21 protein-coding genes and 1 tRNA gene are annotated in these 14,360 nt (G+C 67.3%); 5 read left to right on the forward strand and 17 right to left on the reverse strand.

What is annotated here, in order from left to right:
* Positions 1 to 5 precede the first annotated feature (5 nt).
* Positions 6 to 1,577: a DUF4132 domain-containing protein gene (locus tag AXK61_RS10040; protein ID WP_197466786.1), complete on the reverse strand. Its 1,572-nt coding sequence runs from the start codon at positions 1,575 to 1,577 to the stop codon at positions 6 to 8.
* Between the two features lie 69 nt (positions 1,578 to 1,646).
* Between AXK61_RS10040 and AXK61_RS10045 the strand changes: the two genes are divergently transcribed.
* Entirely contained in the window at positions 1,647 to 2,147 is a 501-nt protein-coding gene (locus AXK61_RS10045) for an SMI1/KNR4 family protein (protein ID WP_068745105.1), read from the forward strand.
* 3 nt (positions 2,148 to 2,150) lie between these two features.
* Here AXK61_RS10045 and AXK61_RS25350 read toward each other — a convergent pair whose 3' ends face one another.
* From AXK61_RS25350 to AXK61_RS25355, 14 genes are all read right to left on the reverse strand, one after another.
* Positions 2,151 to 2,318, reverse strand: a complete 168-nt coding sequence (locus tag AXK61_RS25350) for a hypothetical protein (RefSeq protein ID WP_175399994.1) — start codon at positions 2,316 to 2,318, stop codon at positions 2,151 to 2,153.
* A 297-nt stretch (positions 2,319 to 2,615) separates the two neighbouring features.
* Positions 2,616 to 2,951 (reverse strand): hypothetical protein, encoded by a 336-nt coding sequence (locus AXK61_RS10050; protein ID WP_068745107.1) that lies wholly within the window; start codon positions 2,949 to 2,951, stop codon positions 2,616 to 2,618.
* Positions 2,951 to 3,262: a hypothetical protein gene (locus AXK61_RS10055; protein ID WP_068745109.1), complete on the reverse strand. Its 312-nt coding sequence runs from the start codon at positions 3,260 to 3,262 to the stop codon at positions 2,951 to 2,953. Before AXK61_RS10055 ends, AXK61_RS10050 begins: the two co-directional genes overlap by 1 nt.
* 2 nt (positions 3,263 to 3,264) lie before the next feature.
* Positions 3,265 to 4,137 carry a phage major capsid protein gene (locus AXK61_RS10060; protein WP_331710554.1) on the reverse strand — a complete coding sequence of 291 codons (873 nt, stop codon included), beginning with the start codon at positions 4,135 to 4,137 and terminating at the stop codon, positions 3,265 to 3,267.
* Positions 4,138 to 4,208: 71 nt separating this feature from the next.
* Positions 4,209 to 4,382, reverse strand: a complete 174-nt coding sequence (locus AXK61_RS24920) for a hypothetical protein (protein WP_156485628.1) — start codon at positions 4,380 to 4,382, stop codon at positions 4,209 to 4,211.
* Complete coding sequence (locus tag AXK61_RS10065; protein WP_068745110.1) at positions 4,379 to 4,840, reverse strand: hypothetical protein; 462 nt, start codon at positions 4,838 to 4,840, stop codon at positions 4,379 to 4,381. Before AXK61_RS10065 ends, AXK61_RS24920 begins: the two co-directional genes overlap by 4 nt.
* Positions 4,837 to 5,418, reverse strand: a complete 582-nt coding sequence (locus AXK61_RS10070) for a hypothetical protein (RefSeq protein WP_068745112.1) — start codon at positions 5,416 to 5,418, stop codon at positions 4,837 to 4,839. The genes AXK61_RS10065 and AXK61_RS10070 overlap by 4 nt, the downstream gene beginning before the upstream one ends.
* A complete protein-coding gene (locus AXK61_RS10075) occupies positions 5,415 to 6,701 on the reverse strand; it encodes a phage portal protein (RefSeq protein WP_068745114.1) in 1,287 nt (428 codons plus the stop codon). Before AXK61_RS10075 ends, AXK61_RS10070 begins: the two co-directional genes overlap by 4 nt.
* Before the next feature lie 2 nt (positions 6,702 to 6,703).
* On the reverse strand, positions 6,704 to 8,176 hold the full coding sequence (locus AXK61_RS10080; RefSeq protein ID WP_068745116.1) for a terminase large subunit domain-containing protein: 1,473 nt from the start codon (positions 8,174 to 8,176) through the stop codon (positions 6,704 to 6,706).
* Positions 8,173 to 8,676: an HNH endonuclease gene (locus AXK61_RS26045; RefSeq protein ID WP_082789295.1), complete on the reverse strand. Its 504-nt coding sequence runs from the start codon at positions 8,674 to 8,676 to the stop codon at positions 8,173 to 8,175. Before AXK61_RS26045 ends, AXK61_RS10080 begins: the two co-directional genes overlap by 4 nt.
* A gap of 175 nt (positions 8,677 to 8,851) precedes the next feature.
* Positions 8,852 to 9,811: a hypothetical protein gene (locus AXK61_RS10090; protein WP_068745119.1), complete on the reverse strand. Its 960-nt coding sequence runs from the start codon at positions 9,809 to 9,811 to the stop codon at positions 8,852 to 8,854.
* Positions 9,808 to 10,113 carry a hypothetical protein gene (locus AXK61_RS10095; RefSeq protein ID WP_068745121.1) on the reverse strand — a complete coding sequence of 102 codons (306 nt, stop codon included), beginning with the start codon at positions 10,111 to 10,113 and terminating at the stop codon, positions 9,808 to 9,810. The genes AXK61_RS10090 and AXK61_RS10095 overlap by 4 nt, the downstream gene beginning before the upstream one ends.
* Positions 10,114 to 10,259: 146 nt before the next feature.
* Entirely contained in the window at positions 10,260 to 10,595 is a 336-nt protein-coding gene (locus AXK61_RS10100) for a hypothetical protein (RefSeq protein WP_068745123.1), read from the reverse strand.
* Positions 10,596 to 10,763, reverse strand: coding sequence for a hypothetical protein (locus AXK61_RS25355; protein WP_197466787.1), 168 nt, complete (start codon positions 10,761 to 10,763; stop codon positions 10,596 to 10,598).
* Between the two features lie 127 nt (positions 10,764 to 10,890).
* Between AXK61_RS25355 and AXK61_RS10105 the strand changes: the two genes are divergently transcribed.
* Together AXK61_RS10105 and AXK61_RS10110 are read left to right on the forward strand one after the other, a co-directional pair.
* Positions 10,891 to 11,526 carry a helix-turn-helix domain-containing protein gene (locus tag AXK61_RS10105; RefSeq protein ID WP_175399978.1) on the forward strand — a complete coding sequence of 212 codons (636 nt, stop codon included), beginning with the start codon at positions 10,891 to 10,893 and terminating at the stop codon, positions 11,524 to 11,526.
* Positions 11,519 to 12,685: a tyrosine-type recombinase/integrase gene (locus AXK61_RS10110; RefSeq protein WP_068745125.1), complete on the forward strand. Its 1,167-nt coding sequence runs from the start codon at positions 11,519 to 11,521 to the stop codon at positions 12,683 to 12,685. Before AXK61_RS10105 ends, AXK61_RS10110 begins: the two co-directional genes overlap by 8 nt.
* A gap of 53 nt (positions 12,686 to 12,738) precedes the next feature.
* Here AXK61_RS10110 and AXK61_RS10115 read toward each other — a convergent pair.
* Positions 12,739 to 12,813 (reverse strand) — tRNA-Thr (locus AXK61_RS10115).
* A gap of 41 nt (positions 12,814 to 12,854) precedes the next feature.
* Here AXK61_RS10115 and AXK61_RS10120 point away from each other — a divergent pair.
* Positions 12,855 to 13,733 carry a crotonase/enoyl-CoA hydratase family protein gene (locus AXK61_RS10120; protein WP_068745127.1) on the forward strand — a complete coding sequence of 293 codons (879 nt, stop codon included), beginning with the start codon at positions 12,855 to 12,857 and terminating at the stop codon, positions 13,731 to 13,733.
* 83 nt (positions 13,734 to 13,816) lie between these two features.
* Here the strand turns inward: AXK61_RS10120 and AXK61_RS25885 are convergent, their stop codons facing one another.
* Positions 13,817 to 13,945, reverse strand: a complete 129-nt coding sequence (locus AXK61_RS25885) for a hypothetical protein (RefSeq protein ID WP_269451161.1) — start codon at positions 13,943 to 13,945, stop codon at positions 13,817 to 13,819.
* Between AXK61_RS25885 and AXK61_RS10125 the strand changes: the two genes are divergently transcribed.
* The gene (locus AXK61_RS10125; RefSeq protein WP_068570944.1) at positions 13,944 to 14,354 is read left to right on the forward strand and encodes a VOC family protein; all 411 of its coding nucleotides are present in this window, start codon (positions 13,944 to 13,946) and stop codon (positions 14,352 to 14,354) included. The two genes, AXK61_RS25885 and AXK61_RS10125, sit on opposite strands and share 2 nt — an antisense overlap.
* Positions 14,355 to 14,360 lie beyond the last annotated feature (6 nt).

Genomic DNA, 14,360 nt, shown 5'->3' on the forward strand with positions numbered 1-14,360 from the left:
CGCCGTCAGGCGTCGTCGAGCAGCGCGACGACGGTGCCGACGATGGTCGTGAGCAGCCGGTCGGTGGCCGGCTGCCACAGTCCGTGGCGGCGGCGAGGCGTGACCTCGACGGGGTCGCCGTCGTGTGTGACGCGGCCGGTCGCGATGCTCACGCGGTGTCCGTTCACCTCCACATGCCGGGAGGTGACGGTCGCTGCGCCGGTCGGCAGTTCGGCCAGGATGTGTTCGAGAACGACTCTGCGGGTGGCGAGTACGCCTGCGGGTGACTGTGCGCCGCGCGTCCCGTGGCCGAACTCGTATCCGTCCTCGTTCTCGTCGAGCGCGATCGTCGATGCGCTGAGGATGAGGTCGGCCGACCGCAGGAGCTCCGACAGTGCCGCCGTATCGGGTTCAGCATCGAGTGTCCGGATGCCCTGCGCGGTGAACGACGGTGCGCCGACGGTCAATCCGAGCGGATGGCACTGCTCGACGCCGGAACCCGGGTACATCGGGGCGTCGAACCCCAGTGAGGCCACTGCGGCCTGATTGCCGCGGGAGATGGTGCCGTCACCGTCGTGCTGCCAGCCTTCGGAGCGGTAGAGACCGAGCACCTGTCGGACGTCGTGCACGCTTCCGGCGGCGACCAACCGGTCGGTGTCCGACGATTCGTAGCGTTCGCGGAAGGCCTGGGGGAAGGGCTGTTCGAGCCTCGACTCCCGGACGTGTTCCCGCCATGCGGCCCGTTCGGGCTCCGTCGACGCCGCCGGGTGCCAGAGCCGGACCCGCGCATCGTCGGGGACCTGTACCGGCGTGCCCGTCGGGTCGCGGAATTCACCCGGCCGGCCCAGTAGCGATGGGCCCTCGACGACTTGCCAGATCAATGCCTCGCTGTACCGCACGACGGGGGCCGCGAAGGCGGCGTGCGTCCATCGTTGTGCCGGCCAGGTGGCGGCGACCGCCCACGAACCCTCCAACGACTTCAGCCAGGTGGTGAGCTGCGCCTTCGTCGGACCTTCGGTGTCCAGGCGAAGGGCCACCTCGGGTCGGGTCGCCATGCGGCGCCGGGCGTCCCTGGTGTACCGCGTGAACTTCTTCTTGATGCCCGCATGTCGGGTGTTGCTGGTCGCCTCGGCGAGCGCCGATACGGACTCCGGCGTGGGGGCGGCCAGGATGGCGCGCGCCATCGCGAAGGCCGCGGCCTGCGATGGAACCGCCTTCACTGCGGGATCCGGGGCGACCGACGCCCGCGCCAGAATGCGGGGGACGGGTGCGGCCCAGTCCGCGTCGAGGGTCAGCGCGACGAGGGCGGCCCGTTCCAACGCCCGCGCGTCCTCGGGGGTGAACGCTTTGTCTGCGACGAAGGGCTCCGAGCCGTCATGGATCCGCGTGAGATGGTCGTCGGCGAGCTCGAGGACCTTCGCCGCGTAGCTCCGGTAGGGATCGCTCGCCGCGAGCTGCGCGGTGAGCTCCCCGACGAGTTCATCGTTCCCGCCGACGAACGTCCACTGCGACCGCATGGTGCTCAGCGCGTTCGCCGCAGCGAGACCGAGGCGCACCTCGGTGTGGGCCTCCAGTTCCTCGTAGAGTCCACCATCCATGACGTGCACCATAACGGATTTATCATTGGTGCGTTTGAATGCTCGGGTCGACGACCTTACGCTGACGGCATGGAGCCGGAGAAGGTGTGGTCGGAGGACCGCTACGAGCCGTACATCCAGGATCCGCTCACGCCGGAGATCCTTGACGCCACGGAGCGCGCGCTGGGAGTGCGGCTGCCCTCCTCCCTTGTGGCGCTTCTGGCCCATCGCAACGGTGGCCCCATTCGCATGACCCTGCCTCAGGATCGCGACTACGACATCGTCCACGGCGAGATCCGGGGTATCGGTGAGAAGTTTCCGCACCTCGCCAAAGAGGCGTGGTGGCAGTGGGAGGACGAGGACGCGGACATCCCGACCCCGTCGGATCCGGACTGGCTGATCTCCTTCGACGGTGACGGTCATTGGGACCTGTGCCTCGACTACCGACGCTCGCCGGCCGACGCGGCCGGCCTGCGCATCGACCCTGCGGTCACCGTCATCGACACCGAGCGGATCGACATCGAGTACCCCGTCGCCGAGTCCTTCGACGCCTATCTGGCGGACCTGATCGTCCCGCCCGACGAGGAGTGACGCTCAGCGGTCGAAGAACCGGTCGCTGAGTCTGTCGAAGAAGCCGTCGATCTTCTTCTCGCGCTCGGTGCCCTCGACCTTCGAGTTCCAGAGGTACACCAGGCCGAAGACCACGGCGACGAGGCCGAGGACGAGCGCGGTGATCAGGATGACCGGGACCGTTGTGGACATCGCCATCCTTTCGCGGAGCCCCCCGTCGGGATTGAACCGACGACCTTCGCTTTACAAGATCGCTGAAGCCGATTCTAGGAGGTGTAGGTGAATCTGCATGTGGTGCGTGACCTGCGCAGACTGTCTATCACCGTCCGTGGGAATCCGTGGCTGTCGTACCGAGTTGAGGCACGCATGAGGCATCGAGACGGGAAACGCCCCCACCCGCTGAGGGTGGGGGCGCAGGCACGGGTGAAAGGGACCAAAGTCCACGTGCCTTGCTCGGCAGCAGGGGGATAGGAACCCCACCGAGCCCGTCTAGGTGAGGCTCTTGGATACCGCCTCGTAGTGGTGAAGCCGCCCGCCGAGCATGTGCCGCTCGGGTGCGCCTTCGGGATCGAGCTGGACGCCGTTCCACTCGTAGCCGACCGCCACCGACTTGAGCGGCAGGCTTAGCGCGGGTGCCAGCAGCATCTGATACCTGGTCTCGGTGTAAGCGTGCCCGAGTTCGGTGCGAGTGCCGCCGGTGAGCGGGACCACCTGGCCGGGCACCACCTTGTCGACCTCGTCGTAGATTTCGTTTCCGTCTTCGTTGTACTGCGGAGGGTCGAACGGGGTCGAGTAGGTGACGCGGATGCGGTGCGGCCACAGCATTAGATCGCCCGCTTCCGGTACCGGTTCAGCACGAACAGCTCGGCGAGGGTCCAGCCGGTGAACCCGCCGCGCACGGACACGCTGCCCACATCGGTTGCCAGCTGCTCGGGGTGGACGGCTAGGCGGGCGGCGGCGGTGGTGATGACGGCCGCGATCTGGTCGTTCGGCTCGGTGCCGGTGAAGCCTTCATCGCGCACGTACGCCCGCGCCATCGCGGTCACCACCTGGGCCGCCTGGTCGGCCAGAGCGACGAGCTGAACGTCATCGCTCTGGCCGAGGAAGGCGGCGACCTGTGCGCCGGTGACGGTCATGACTACGGGGTCGCGGTCAGGATGGTCACGGCCTTGGGCTGCAGCAGCGCGAGGTCGTAGCGGGCGACGACGCGCAGGGCCACCTCGTCGGTGTCGAAGTAGCGCGAGCTGTCGATGGTGACCGACGGGGCCACGTCACGTGCGACCGCCACGAGCGACATGTCGGCGAGAGCTGCCTTGCCGGTGGGGATGCGACTCGTGACGGTGACCGGCACACCGAACAGGACTTCCTGACCGACAGCGGTCAGGTCCGGCTGCAGGATGTAGCGTCCCGCGGTGTCCTTGATCTTCCTGATGGACAGGTAGTCCGCGGGGCTGAGGAACCATCGATTGGGCTTAACCTCGTTCGCGCGGGCGATGCCGATTCCGTCGAGCAGGGAGTCGGGCTCGGTGGCGTCAAGGGTGCCGGTCGCGACGCCGCTCTGTGCGAGGAGGCCCTTGATGGTGTTGGAGGTGCCGGTGCCGGTGAACAGCGCGTTGTCGAGGGCGGTGGCGGTGTCGGAGACGAGGCGCTGCTTGAGGATCCCGTCGAGGCTGACCGCGGAGCTGCGGAGCACCTCGGAGGTGACGCGGGAGATGACCTTCAGGCTCTTGAGGGTGCTCGGGAGCATGGACACCTCGTCGAAGCCGACGCCGCTCTCGGGGATCTGTGCGCCCTCGGCGACGAAGCCTACGGTCGCGCCGGATGCGAGGCGGGGGATGCGGATCGGCCCGTTGGTGTCGATGATCTTCGGGCCCGATGCGAGGAAGACGCTCGCGGATTCCACCGGGGTTACGAGGAAGTTCTGGATCTCGGTCTGCTGGAGAGTGGGGAATGTTGCGGTGGTCTGGGTGGTCATGGTCGCCTCCTGGGGCAGATTCGGGGAGATGTTCACCCGCGCCGCCAGGACGCTGAAGGGGCCGCATTCCAGATGCGACCCCTTCAGTGTATACCCTCCTGGGGTACCTAACCTGTTACTGCGCGGCCCGAGCGCCCTTCACCGCTCTTGGGCGGGTGCTGGGAGACGAGCGCGTAGGCCTGCGCGAGGCCATCCAGGCTGTTGCCGCTTGGCGCCTTCTTGATGATGGCGTCAAGAATGGCGTTGGCCGCCTCGGCTTGCTTATCGGTGAAGTCGCTCATCGGATTCCTTTCATTGCGTCCAGCAGGGAGAAGCTGGAGGGACTGTTGCGGCCCTGGCCCACGTCGCCGCTGACCTTCCGGGCTGCGAGATGGGGCTTGCTGCTGAGGAGGTCGTCGATGGCCTGCGCGAGGCGCACCCCATCGTCCTCCAGGTGGGCGGTGTCGAACGGCAAATCGGTGGGATCTGCCAGCTTTCCGGTAGCGGCCACCAGCGCGGTGTGCAGCCGCTGAGCCAGGCCGTCGGCGCGCGCGGCAGCGTCGCGGGCGTCCTGCCGGTATTTGCCGTTCTCCTGCCGAAGCTGCTCGACGTAGGTGCGCGGGAACGTGTCGCCGTTGGGCTGCTCGTCTGAAGGGTGTTCGTCTGGCGTACCCCCTTCGGTGGGGTCGGTCTGGTCTACCCCATCCTGACCCTCCGTCTGCTGGAGGGTTTCCTCGGTGGTGGTCTGCTGTTCGGTCATGCTGCTGTCCTTTCGATTCGGGTTGCGGGGACTGGTGTGCATCGGCACCCGGTGTGGCGGTGGAACGACTTCCCTGTCGGGTAGACGTATCCGATGCCCTCGGGGTCGAGGTGGGCCTTGACGAGCCATGTGCACAGCTCGCATGCACCGGCGTTGAGTCGGCGACGGTAACCGTGGGCACCGTGCCCACGGTAGGTGTGGACGAGTTGCTGCTGAGCGGCTTCGGTGGGCTCGTTGTGGCCGATCCGGTCGAGCTGGGTCTTCAGGTCGTCGGCGGTGTCGAGCAGCGCGACGAGGGTGGCCGCGGCGTCGGCGAGGCGCGCGGTCTCACTCGCGACGGTGACCAGCGTCGTGCCTTTCGGCGTGGACGCCAGGTAGATGCTGCCGAGCCAGTCCGCGCCGGTGCGGGCGTAGGCATTCATCGTGCCGACCATCTGGATGAACACCTGCTCGAACTCCGCGGTGGTGAGCGTGCCGGCCCGCCACTGCTCGTACGCGGCGATGAGTGCGACGGAGAGCTTGTCGCCGAGCTGGTCGACGTACAACTCGAACTGCTCGGCAAGCTCGTCCGGGGTCATGCCGCGCCACCGAACAACTGCGAGACGTCCGCATTGGCGATGTTGTCGCGGGCCCGGGCGGCGTGGATCTCGTCGACTTCCGCGTCGGTATAGCCCAGCTTCTTGAGGGCGTAGCTCGCCGGCAGCAGGCCCACGCTGAATAGCTTGGTGACGGCGTCGGCCTCCTGGGCCTCGGAGCGGGTGGCGGGGTCGGCCCACTGCACCCGCACGTCGACCGACCGAGGATCGGCACCGTCACGGACACCGACAATCAGGCGTGTAAGTTCCTCCCACGTCCGCCCGAACAGTGCCTGCTTGCTCTCGGCGCGGGCGGTCAGCGCTGCTTCGGACGCTCGGATGCTGTCGGCGCTGGTCGGGTTGTCGCCGCCGATTCCGAGCATGTGCTCGGGCAGCCCGGACACTGCGGAGATTTGCCGCATGATGACGCCGATTGCGTTCTCGTAGCCGCCGAGGTCCGAACCGGGCAGAACACCGAACTTCGCCTCCTTCTCCTCGGACAGCAGCATCATGGTGCCCTCGGTGAACGGCGAGACAGCGTTGCCGTCCTCGTCCTCGGCGAGTTCGATTCCGGTGGCGTACCGGCGTGGGCGCGCGGACGTTTCCGAGGCGATGAGCATGTCGGTGAGCAGCTTGACCAGCGCGTCGGAGAGGTCGATGACGTCCTCCATCTCGCTCACACCGTCGGTGTCGAGCAGGCGGCCGGCGTTGGTGAACCTGACCACGGGAGGCACGCCGAGGGGGTTGTCGAACTCGTCGATGAGCTTGAATCCGGCGGTCGTCGCTCCGGTGCTGTTGGCCCGGTAGCGCTGCACGCGGTCGGCCAGGAACAGAGTCGCTTCGGTCGTCGTGGTGGTCTCCCAGCGCTTGACGGCGGCGGTGATGCGACGGGATGCCGGGTCGGTCAGCGCGGCCATCTGGTGCGCGGACTCGATGGACACGGAAGGCCTGCCGGTGGCGTCGGCCCACACCAGGCCGTAGGCCCCGCCGAGCACCAGCGCCTCACGGTGAGCGACTGGCGCGAACTGGTCCAGATCGTTGCGCAGCCAATCGCCCCAGACGTCGGCTCCGGTGAATCCGGTGACGCGCAAGCGTTCAACGAGTGAGTCGACCAGCACGCGTGGGATGTTCGCGCGGACGCGCCGCAGACGGTCACCGAGCAGCGCTGCGGCCTCGGGTGCAAGGTAGGACAGCGGGGTGTTGCCGGCGTACTGCCGGTCGAGGCGGGCGTACTGGCCGGCGGGGGCATCGACGGCCTGCAGCAGAGTGGTCAGAGTGTCGGTCATGTTCAGTACCTCCCTACGGCGACCGTTCGGCGCCGTGGCTTGTTGGTCGCGCGCCAGGTAGCGCGCGAGTGGGCCATCACGGCGCACGCCGCGAGGTCGATCTTCTTGGCGGTCCTCGAGCGGGACCGCTTCGCGAGCCGATAGCCGCGGGCGTCCTCCGCGACCACCGCCGCGGCGATGTGCGCGGCGAGGCGTTCGTCACCGGAGTGCGACAGGTTGCCGTTCACGCACGCGGAGTACAGGTCCGTCGTCGCCGCAGTCAGACGTGACGGGGAGTGCGGGAACTCGACCACCGGCAGACGTTCCGCCTCGAGCACCTGCAGCGTCCGGGTCCAACGGAACGGATCCGCCACGATCTCGAGAACCTTGTAGTCCTTGCACGCCCGCCGGATCCGGTCCTCCACCTCCGCGATCGGCACCCGATAGGAGTCGTCACCAGCCGGCCGCTCCCACACGCCGAGCACGTCCAGGTGCGGCGCCTCGTCGACGGTGGCGAGCAGCAGCGCCGTGGTGTCGTCACTGAAACTTCCATCGAGACTTACGATTACGTCCGAGCCGAGTGGGATCGCCGCACCGGTGGACAGGTCCGCCCACACACCCTCAGGCAGGAACGAGCCCTCGGTGTCGGTGGCAAGCTGACACAGCCGGGCACGCCGGAACGTCGCCTCACGCGTCTTCGGCGGCAGCAGCGCCACCAGAGCATCCCGATGCAGAAAGTCATCCAACGCGGGATTCGCCAGCTCCCAACAGTGCGTGCAATCCACCGGGTGATGCTCGAACCCGGCGGCGGAGAACTCGCGGAACAGCAGCGTCCGGTCGTCGGGGTTGTCGCGGTGGTAGTCCCGCAGCGACAGCAGCACCTGGTCGTCGAGGTTCGGGCCCGGAGTACCGATCGCCACCAGGACGGACTTCTCGCGCTTGCCCTGGGCGAGCTGCACCACCTCGAAGACATCACGGTTCACCACACCCGCCTCGTCGACCAGAGCCAGCACATAGTCCAGACCCTCGAGAGCGGCCGGCGATGCGGGCAGGCAAGAGAACACCGAGTCCGTCGTCGGGATCACCAGCTTGTCCTTGAACACCTGGCACCGCGACGACAGATCCTCATTTAGCTCCACCATGCGCCGAGCAGCGTTGAACGCCAGACCGGCCTGCCGCTCGTCCACGGCGACCACCACCACGTTTGCGCCCTCACCACCGGTGAAGAATCGATAGAGCGCGATCGCCGCGTTCAGGGTCGTCTTGCCCTGCCCGCGGGGGAACATGATGCCGACAGTCCGCGCGCCGGAGTCGAGGACATCCTCGGCGACGTCGACCTGCCAGTCCCGCAGATTCAGCTTCCCCTTCGCGCCGGTGCCCTTCGGCACCCGCAGGAACTTGTCGGCGAACGCGAGGAACCGCTCGGACTCCACCGTCGACCTGGGGCGAAACGGGAGCGCTGTGGCGTCCACCGCGGCCTTCGGACCGGCCTTCACGCATACCCCCCGGGGGTGTATAACGGTCTCTGCGCCTTGCCCACGGGCGGAGCGTGGCGCTTGGGGGGCACCCTCCCCACTGTTCCTGCCGCCTGCACGGCTCGCTGAGCGACTGGAATGAGCTTTCGGTACTTGACCTTGCGTGTGCGTGCTTGCTCGCTTAGAAGGCGACTCAGGACGAGTTCGGCGTCAGCGACCGTGTAGTTGGCACCGCGCCGCCCGTTGCAGGTGCGGCAGAGGACGCGGAGGTTGGCTGTCTCGTACGTCAGCTCAGGGAAGTCGGCGACGGGGAGCAGATGATCCACCTGTGGGTGCGCGGTGCCGGCGCAGATGTCGCAGAAGGGCTGTGCGGCGCGGAGACGCCTGGAGAGGTTCTTCCACCTGCTGGTGTTCCAGTGGGCGCTGGTCTTGTCGCGTCCGGTCTCGGCGGGCGTGCAGGATGTGCACCTGGTGCCGGTGTTGATGATGTCACCGCAGCTGATGCACGGCCTCGCCGTCATGTGCAGTCTCCGTCTCGCTGGGGTTTGGTTGGCAGGTAGTCGTCGCCGAAGAGGGACGGCTGACGGTCTTGGCCATCACGGTCTTCTCCATCAGCTGCGTCTGCCGCGGCGTGGGTGATGTACGTGGCGGTGAGCCCGTGGGGGAGTTGGATGTGCTCGGTCATGGTGTGCGCTTTCATGAGGCTCGGCGGTGGAGGGTGGAGAGCACGGATTGGAAGAGCGGTACGTCGGGCTCAGGCCTGATTTCCATCAACCAGATGTGGATCCCGTTGCGGGTTTGGGGCCTGGTGGATTCGCTGTATGCGGTGAGTAGCCAGTCGACTGTGCTCCGCACGGCGTCGTCGGCGAGGTCGGTGAGGCCGGCGAGGTTGTTCTCGTCGACGATCTGTTGCGCGATGTCTTCGAGTTCGACGATGAGGTCTCGGCGGAGGAGGTGTTGCCACTCCGCGTAGCGGGGGGCGGTGGTCTTCTTGTCCTCGGGGATGAAGGGTTGGTTCTTCTCGACGAAGATGCTGGCGGGTCGGATCGCGGTGGTCTCGCGCGCGCTCGCGCCCGTGTCTACTAACGCAACGCCCCCAGCGAGCGGATCTATTGGTAGCGGATTTATTGGAGCGGGTTTATTGGGTAGCAGCCCACTGACGGTTGAGGCGTGTGGATCTGACGGTTGAGGAACGCTGGACTGACGGTTGACATCGGTCTCAACAGGTAGCCCACTGACGGTTGAGGCGGATTCCTCCACAGGATCAACCGTCAGTGGGCTGTCGGTGGCGGGTGCGTCACGGTTAGCCTGAGTGGCACTCATGCTTATCGAGAACGTCAGCTCGTAGGCGGATGCCCACTTGCGGCCATCACCTGACCGACCGCCGCGGGCGGTACGACGCAGTAGACCGAGGTCGACAAGCGACTTGAGCGCGAGGCGCGCACTGGTCTTCCCCATGCCGGTGGTCGCGGCCAGCGACTCGTACCCCAGGAAGATGTCCCGCCCGTGCTCGTCGGCCTTGTTGAATGCCTCGGTGGCCGCGTACAGCTGGGTGGCCGTGAGTCCTGGCGTCCGGGTCACCTGCTTGAGCCAGTTGAACTTGAACGCCCCCGACCGCCCCCCACGGTCGGGGGCGGCCTGGGTGCTACCGGTCAAGCGTCCTTCTCGGCGTAGGCGGCGTCGAGCGCGGTGACCACCTTCGTCATCGCGTCCAGGGCCGCGTGCCACTGGTGAGGCTGGTGGCCGATTTTGATGGTGGCGCCGTGCTGCGGAGTGATCCACAGCTCAGTCACGATCTCCGGTCCCCAGTCGCGGTCGGCGACGGCGATGAACTCGACCCAACCGGTGTCGGAGTCGCCGTCGACGGTGACCACCTCGTCGGCCAGCCACTCGGTGTCGACGCCCTTCTCGCGGACGATCCACGGGGAGGTCTGGGTGGTGGCGGTAGACTTGGTCATGATCGGCTCCTTAGGTGGGGTGTGGTCGGTTGCCTCGGATCTCGTGCCTGCAAGCTGGTGATCCGGGGCATTCCGCGTCTTGCGGAGGTCTTCGGTGTGGTCGTCCTCGACGAGTCCGAGGTCGCAGTGGGATTCCTGGGGTCTGTTCACGGTTCCTCCTGGGCGAGTGCGGCGAGGTGTGAGTGCCAGGTCGCTGTCTCACCGGTGATGTCGGTGTGGACGGTCGCGCGGGCCCGGTCCTCACGGGGGATGCGGGCTGCGGCGTGCTGCATCCCGCGTTCGATGAGCAAGGCGCGCAGGTAGACCTCGAGCGCTTGCCCCGCCGGCTCAGCCTTCAGCTCGTACGCCCGCACGGCCCGTGTGATCTGCGACTGCGACCAGGTGATGCCAGCGCGGTCAAGGATCTGGTGTGCGCGCTCACGGTTGCGGGCAGGCTTCACCGCGGTCTCTCCGTCTCGGACGGAGGTGGTGGGCAGGGTCATCTACGCCGCCGCCTCAAGCCGTGCCACATAGTCCGCGATCTGCTTGTCAGTGCTGAACCGGCGGGAACGGATCGTCACCGAGGCCAACTCGCCGCTCTTCCATAGCGCGAACACGGTCGATCGGCTCACGCCGCCGAGCTGACCGCTCACGCCCTTCCAGTCATTCATACCTACCCCATGTTCCTATGGCGAACAGATGATGGAATCTATCTGGTGTTTGTTCGCGTTTGAACGGTAGCACGGGCGTGTTCGCTAGCGCCAGCACGATCATGGAGAGTTGTGACAGAATGTGCCTGTGGCGAACAAAACTGAAGGCAAGGCTGAGACGTGGGGCGACCAGATCGGCGCCCGACTAGGAGTCGGCGTGAAGCGAGCGCGGATCGCACAAGGGCTCACCGCCGAGCAACTGTCAAAGCGCACCGATGAGCTGGGTTACAGGATTCCACGGGTGACCATCTCGAAGATTGAGAACAACATCCGCGGAGGTCGCACCGACATTGCCGAGATCTCGATACTTGCAGTGGCACTAGGGGTGTCGCCGCTGGTCCTCGTGTACCCCGACCTTGATGACACGCCCGTCCAGTTGTATCCCGGGGTTGAGTGGCCGGGGATCAGCGCCGCCCTGTGGGCTACCGGTTCGCACTTCGCGAGCGGCCCTGTGCCACCGAATTATGCGGCCCACGCTTACGTCACGACAGCCTTCGAAGTGGACAGGCTGAGGACGGATCTGGATCTTACGACCAGTCTCCTAGGGAAGCTGAGCGGGAAGTCTGAGCCGGACCGCGTGCGCGACACTATGAGACGGCAGGAGCAGATTCACGATCTCCTCAAGGAACGAGAACGCGATCTAGCGGAGCTGCGGGAGAGTTGGGTGTCGGGACCTAAGGGCTACGCGCTGGAATCCTCGCTCGTCGAGGCGACCGATGGCTAGGCAGCAGCTCCCGCGGGGCATCACGAAGGTGGCGGTCGCGAACCGGCGCACCGGGAAGCTGGAGGACCGGTGGCGGGTGAAGCTCAACCCCGTCGACGCGGCCGGTGAACGCCACCAGGTCAACCGGTCGTTCACCACCGAGCGGGAGGCACGGGCCTTCCACTCCGAGACGCTGGGCGCGATGCAGGCCGGCACCTACGTCGCGGTCTCCAAGCGCACCGTCGAGCAAGCGTGCAAGGCGTGGCTGGAATCCCGCCACAACCTGAAGGCGACCACACGGACCGGCTACGCGACAGCGCTGCAGCCCGTCCGGGACCGGTACGGCTCGACGCGGCTGCAGGCACTCACCAAGGACGACTTGGACTCGCTGGTCACCGACCTCCGGGCTGGGGAAGTCGAGGGGCGCAGACGGGCGTTCAAGGCCAGGACGGTGAACAAGATGCTCCGCGTGCTCGAGCAGGTCATCGACTCCGAGCTGAAGCAGGGCAACGTCGTGCGCAACGTCGCGGCGTTGGTCGAGCGCATCGCGGTCGACGATGCCGCCGAGTACCGGACGCTGACCGAGGCGGAGATGCTGCGCGTACTCGATCACCAGTGCCGGGAGCGGCACCTGTGGACTTTGGCCCTGTACGGGCTGAGGCGGGGCGAGATCGCGGGTCTGCGGTGGGAGAACGTCGACCTGAAGGCCGGCACGGTGACGATCTCCGAGGCGCGGGTGTACGCGGGCCCGGACCTCGGCGTCGTGGTCGAGACCCCGAAATCGAAGCGTTCGCGCCGCACCCTGCCGATGCCGCCGGACGTGGTGAAGGCGCTGAAGGCTGCACGTCGCGCTCAGCGGGCCGAGAAGGTGGCGTTGGGCCCGGCGTACGCGGGCGGGGAGTACGTGGCCTGTGACGAAGCTGGGCGGCCGTACGACCCCACCTGGATCTCGGACGCCTGGGACCGGATGCTGAAGAAGCTGAAGATCGACCGCGTGCGCCTCCACGACGCGCGGCACACCTGCGGCACGCTCATGCACCTCCAGGGCGTGCCCATCGCGGTGATCTCGGCGTGGCTGGGACACGCGAGCGCGGCATTCACGCTGGCCACGTACGTGCACAGCCAGGACGACGCCCTGAAGGCGGCGGGGCAGAGTTTGCGACCAGTTGAGGCAATCTGAGGCACTAACCCTCGGCTGAGGCGGCTTCGCGGGGGTCGAAACCGCCTCTGACCTGGAGCCCCCCGTCGGGATTGAACCGACGACCTTCGCTTTACAAGAGCGGTGCTCTACCACTGAGCTAGGGAGGCGTGGCCCTGAGGCCGACGGCACACAGCATATCGTGACCAGCATGAGTGACTCCTTCGAGACCATCAGCTGGACCATCGACGACGACGGCATCGCCACGCTGGTGCTGGACCGCCCGGATCAGCTCAACGCCTTCAGCGTGACGATGGCCCGCGAGCTGACCGAGTTCTTCGAGGTGCACGCCCACAGTGACGAGATCCGCGCCGTCGTCGTCACCGGCGCCGGCCGTGCCTTCTGCGCCGGGATGGACCTCACCGGAGAGGGCAATGTCTTCGGCCTCGACGAGTCGGTCCGGCCGACGCCCGAGGAGTTCGCCGCGCACTACGACGAGGAGCCCTACAACACCGGCGTCCGCGACACCGGCGGCAAGCTCACGCTCGCGATCCACTCGCTGCCCAAGCCGGTCATCGCCGCGATCAACGGCCCGGCTGTCGGCATCGGCGCGACCATGACGCTGGCGATGGACACCCGCCTGGCCTCGACCAAGGCCCGCATCGGCTTCGTCTTCGGCCGCCTCGGCATCGTCATGGAGGCGTGCTCGAGCTGGTTCCTGCCGCGCATCGTCGGCCCCGCGCAGGCCCTCGAGTGGGTCTACTCCGCCGACATCCTCACCGCCGAGCAGGCCCGCGAGGGTCGTCTGGTCCGCAGCCTCCACGAGCCCGACGAGCTCGTCCCCGCCGCGCAGGAGCTCGCCCGCTCGTGGGTGAAGGGCCGCTCCGCCGCGGGCGTCGCGATCAACAAGCAGCTGATCTACCGGGGCCTGGGCGCCGCGAAGCCGCTGGACCAGCACCTGATGGATTCGCTCGGCATGTACTACACCTCGATCGGCGACGGCAAGGAGGGCGTGGCGGCCTTCCTGGAGAAGCGCGATCCGGCGTTCACCGCGAAGGCTTCCGAGCTGCCCCGCATCGTCGCGGACTGACGTCTCGCCCTACGCCGGTGCGCTCCACACCGCTCGGGGGACGTGGGGGCGTCCCGCGGCCCCTGTCATCCTGACCGTCACGGTCAGCCGTCGCCGACGGTGGCCGTCACGGTCACGACGACAGTGCGGCCGGATCGACGTGCACCGGCATCGGTCCCCGCGCCGTCGGTAGTGCCCTGTCCGCGCCGGCCACGGCCTACGCTGGAATCCATGGCACCTCCCCGCTTCCGGCAAGTGGTCCTCGACGCCGCGGACGCCCGACGGTCCGCGGAGTTCTACCGTGAGCTCCTCGACCTGGCCTATGTCCCTGGCGACGAGCCGCGCGAGGGCGTCCCGGACGACGATTTCCTCGTCCTGACCGGGCCCGACGGTCGGCGCCTGCTCGCGTTCCAGACGGTGCCCGCCTTCGCCCGCTCCACCTGGCCCGCGATGGACGTGCCGCAGCAGCTGCACCTCGACCTCGCGGTCCGCGACCGCGACGAGATGCAGGAGCACCACCGCCGGGTCCTGGAGTTGGGCGGCACCCTCGTCGAGGACCGGTTCGACGATCCGGTCGAGGCGCTCCGCGTCTACGCCGACCTCGACGGCCACCCGTTCTGCATCTTCGTCGCCGAGCAATAAGCTGAA

It is taken from the genome of Tsukamurella pseudospumae (genome assembly GCF_001575205.1).
Lineage (GTDB): Bacteria > Actinomycetota > Actinomycetes > Mycobacteriales > Mycobacteriaceae > Tsukamurella > Tsukamurella pseudospumae.

Bases quoted from the DNA above. Each gene is read 5' to 3' on its own strand.
- AXK61_RS10040 (WP_197466786.1), bottom strand. From the start codon at position 1,577: ATGGATGGTGGACTCTACGAGGAACTGGAGGCCCACACCGAGGTGCGC.
- AXK61_RS10045 (WP_068745105.1), top strand. From the start codon at position 1,647: ATGGAGCCGGAGAAGGTGTGGTCGGAGGACCGCTACGAGCCGTACATC.
- AXK61_RS25350 (WP_175399994.1), bottom strand. From the start codon at position 2,318: ATGTCCACAACGGTCCCGGTCATCCTGATCACCGCGCTCGTCCTCGGC.
- AXK61_RS10050 (WP_068745107.1), bottom strand. From the start codon at position 2,951: ATGCTGTGGCCGCACCGCATCCGCGTCACCTACTCGACCCCGTTCGAC.
- AXK61_RS10055 (WP_068745109.1), bottom strand. From the start codon at position 3,262: ATGACCGTCACCGGCGCACAGGTCGCCGCCTTCCTCGGCCAGAGCGAT.
- AXK61_RS24920 (WP_156485628.1), bottom strand. From the start codon at position 4,382: ATGAGCGACTTCACCGATAAGCAAGCCGAGGCGGCCAACGCCATTCTT.
- AXK61_RS10065 (WP_068745110.1), bottom strand. From the start codon at position 4,840: ATGACCGAACAGCAGACCACCACCGAGGAAACCCTCCAGCAGACGGAG.
- AXK61_RS10070 (WP_068745112.1), bottom strand. From the start codon at position 5,418: ATGACCCCGGACGAGCTTGCCGAGCAGTTCGAGTTGTACGTCGACCAG.
- AXK61_RS10075 (WP_068745114.1), bottom strand. From the start codon at position 6,701: ATGACCGACACTCTGACCACTCTGCTGCAGGCCGTCGATGCCCCCGCC.
- AXK61_RS26045 (WP_082789295.1), bottom strand. From the start codon at position 8,676: ATGACGGCGAGGCCGTGCATCAGCTGCGGTGACATCATCAACACCGGC.
- AXK61_RS10095 (WP_068745121.1), bottom strand. From the start codon at position 10,113: ATGACCAAGTCTACCGCCACCACCCAGACCTCCCCGTGGATCGTCCGC.
- AXK61_RS10100 (WP_068745123.1), bottom strand. From the start codon at position 10,595: ATGACCCTGCCCACCACCTCCGTCCGAGACGGAGAGACCGCGGTGAAG.
- AXK61_RS25355 (WP_197466787.1), bottom strand. From the start codon at position 10,763: ATGAATGACTGGAAGGGCGTGAGCGGTCAGCTCGGCGGCGTGAGCCGA.
- AXK61_RS10110 (WP_068745125.1), top strand. From the start codon at position 11,519: ATGGCTAGGCAGCAGCTCCCGCGGGGCATCACGAAGGTGGCGGTCGCG.
- AXK61_RS10120 (WP_068745127.1), top strand. From the start codon at position 12,855: ATGAGTGACTCCTTCGAGACCATCAGCTGGACCATCGACGACGACGGC.
- AXK61_RS10125 (WP_068570944.1), top strand. From the start codon at position 13,944: ATGGCACCTCCCCGCTTCCGGCAAGTGGTCCTCGACGCCGCGGACGCC.
- AXK61_RS25885 (WP_269451161.1), bottom strand. From the start codon at position 13,945: ATGGATTCCAGCGTAGGCCGTGGCCGGCGCGGACAGGGCACTACCGAC.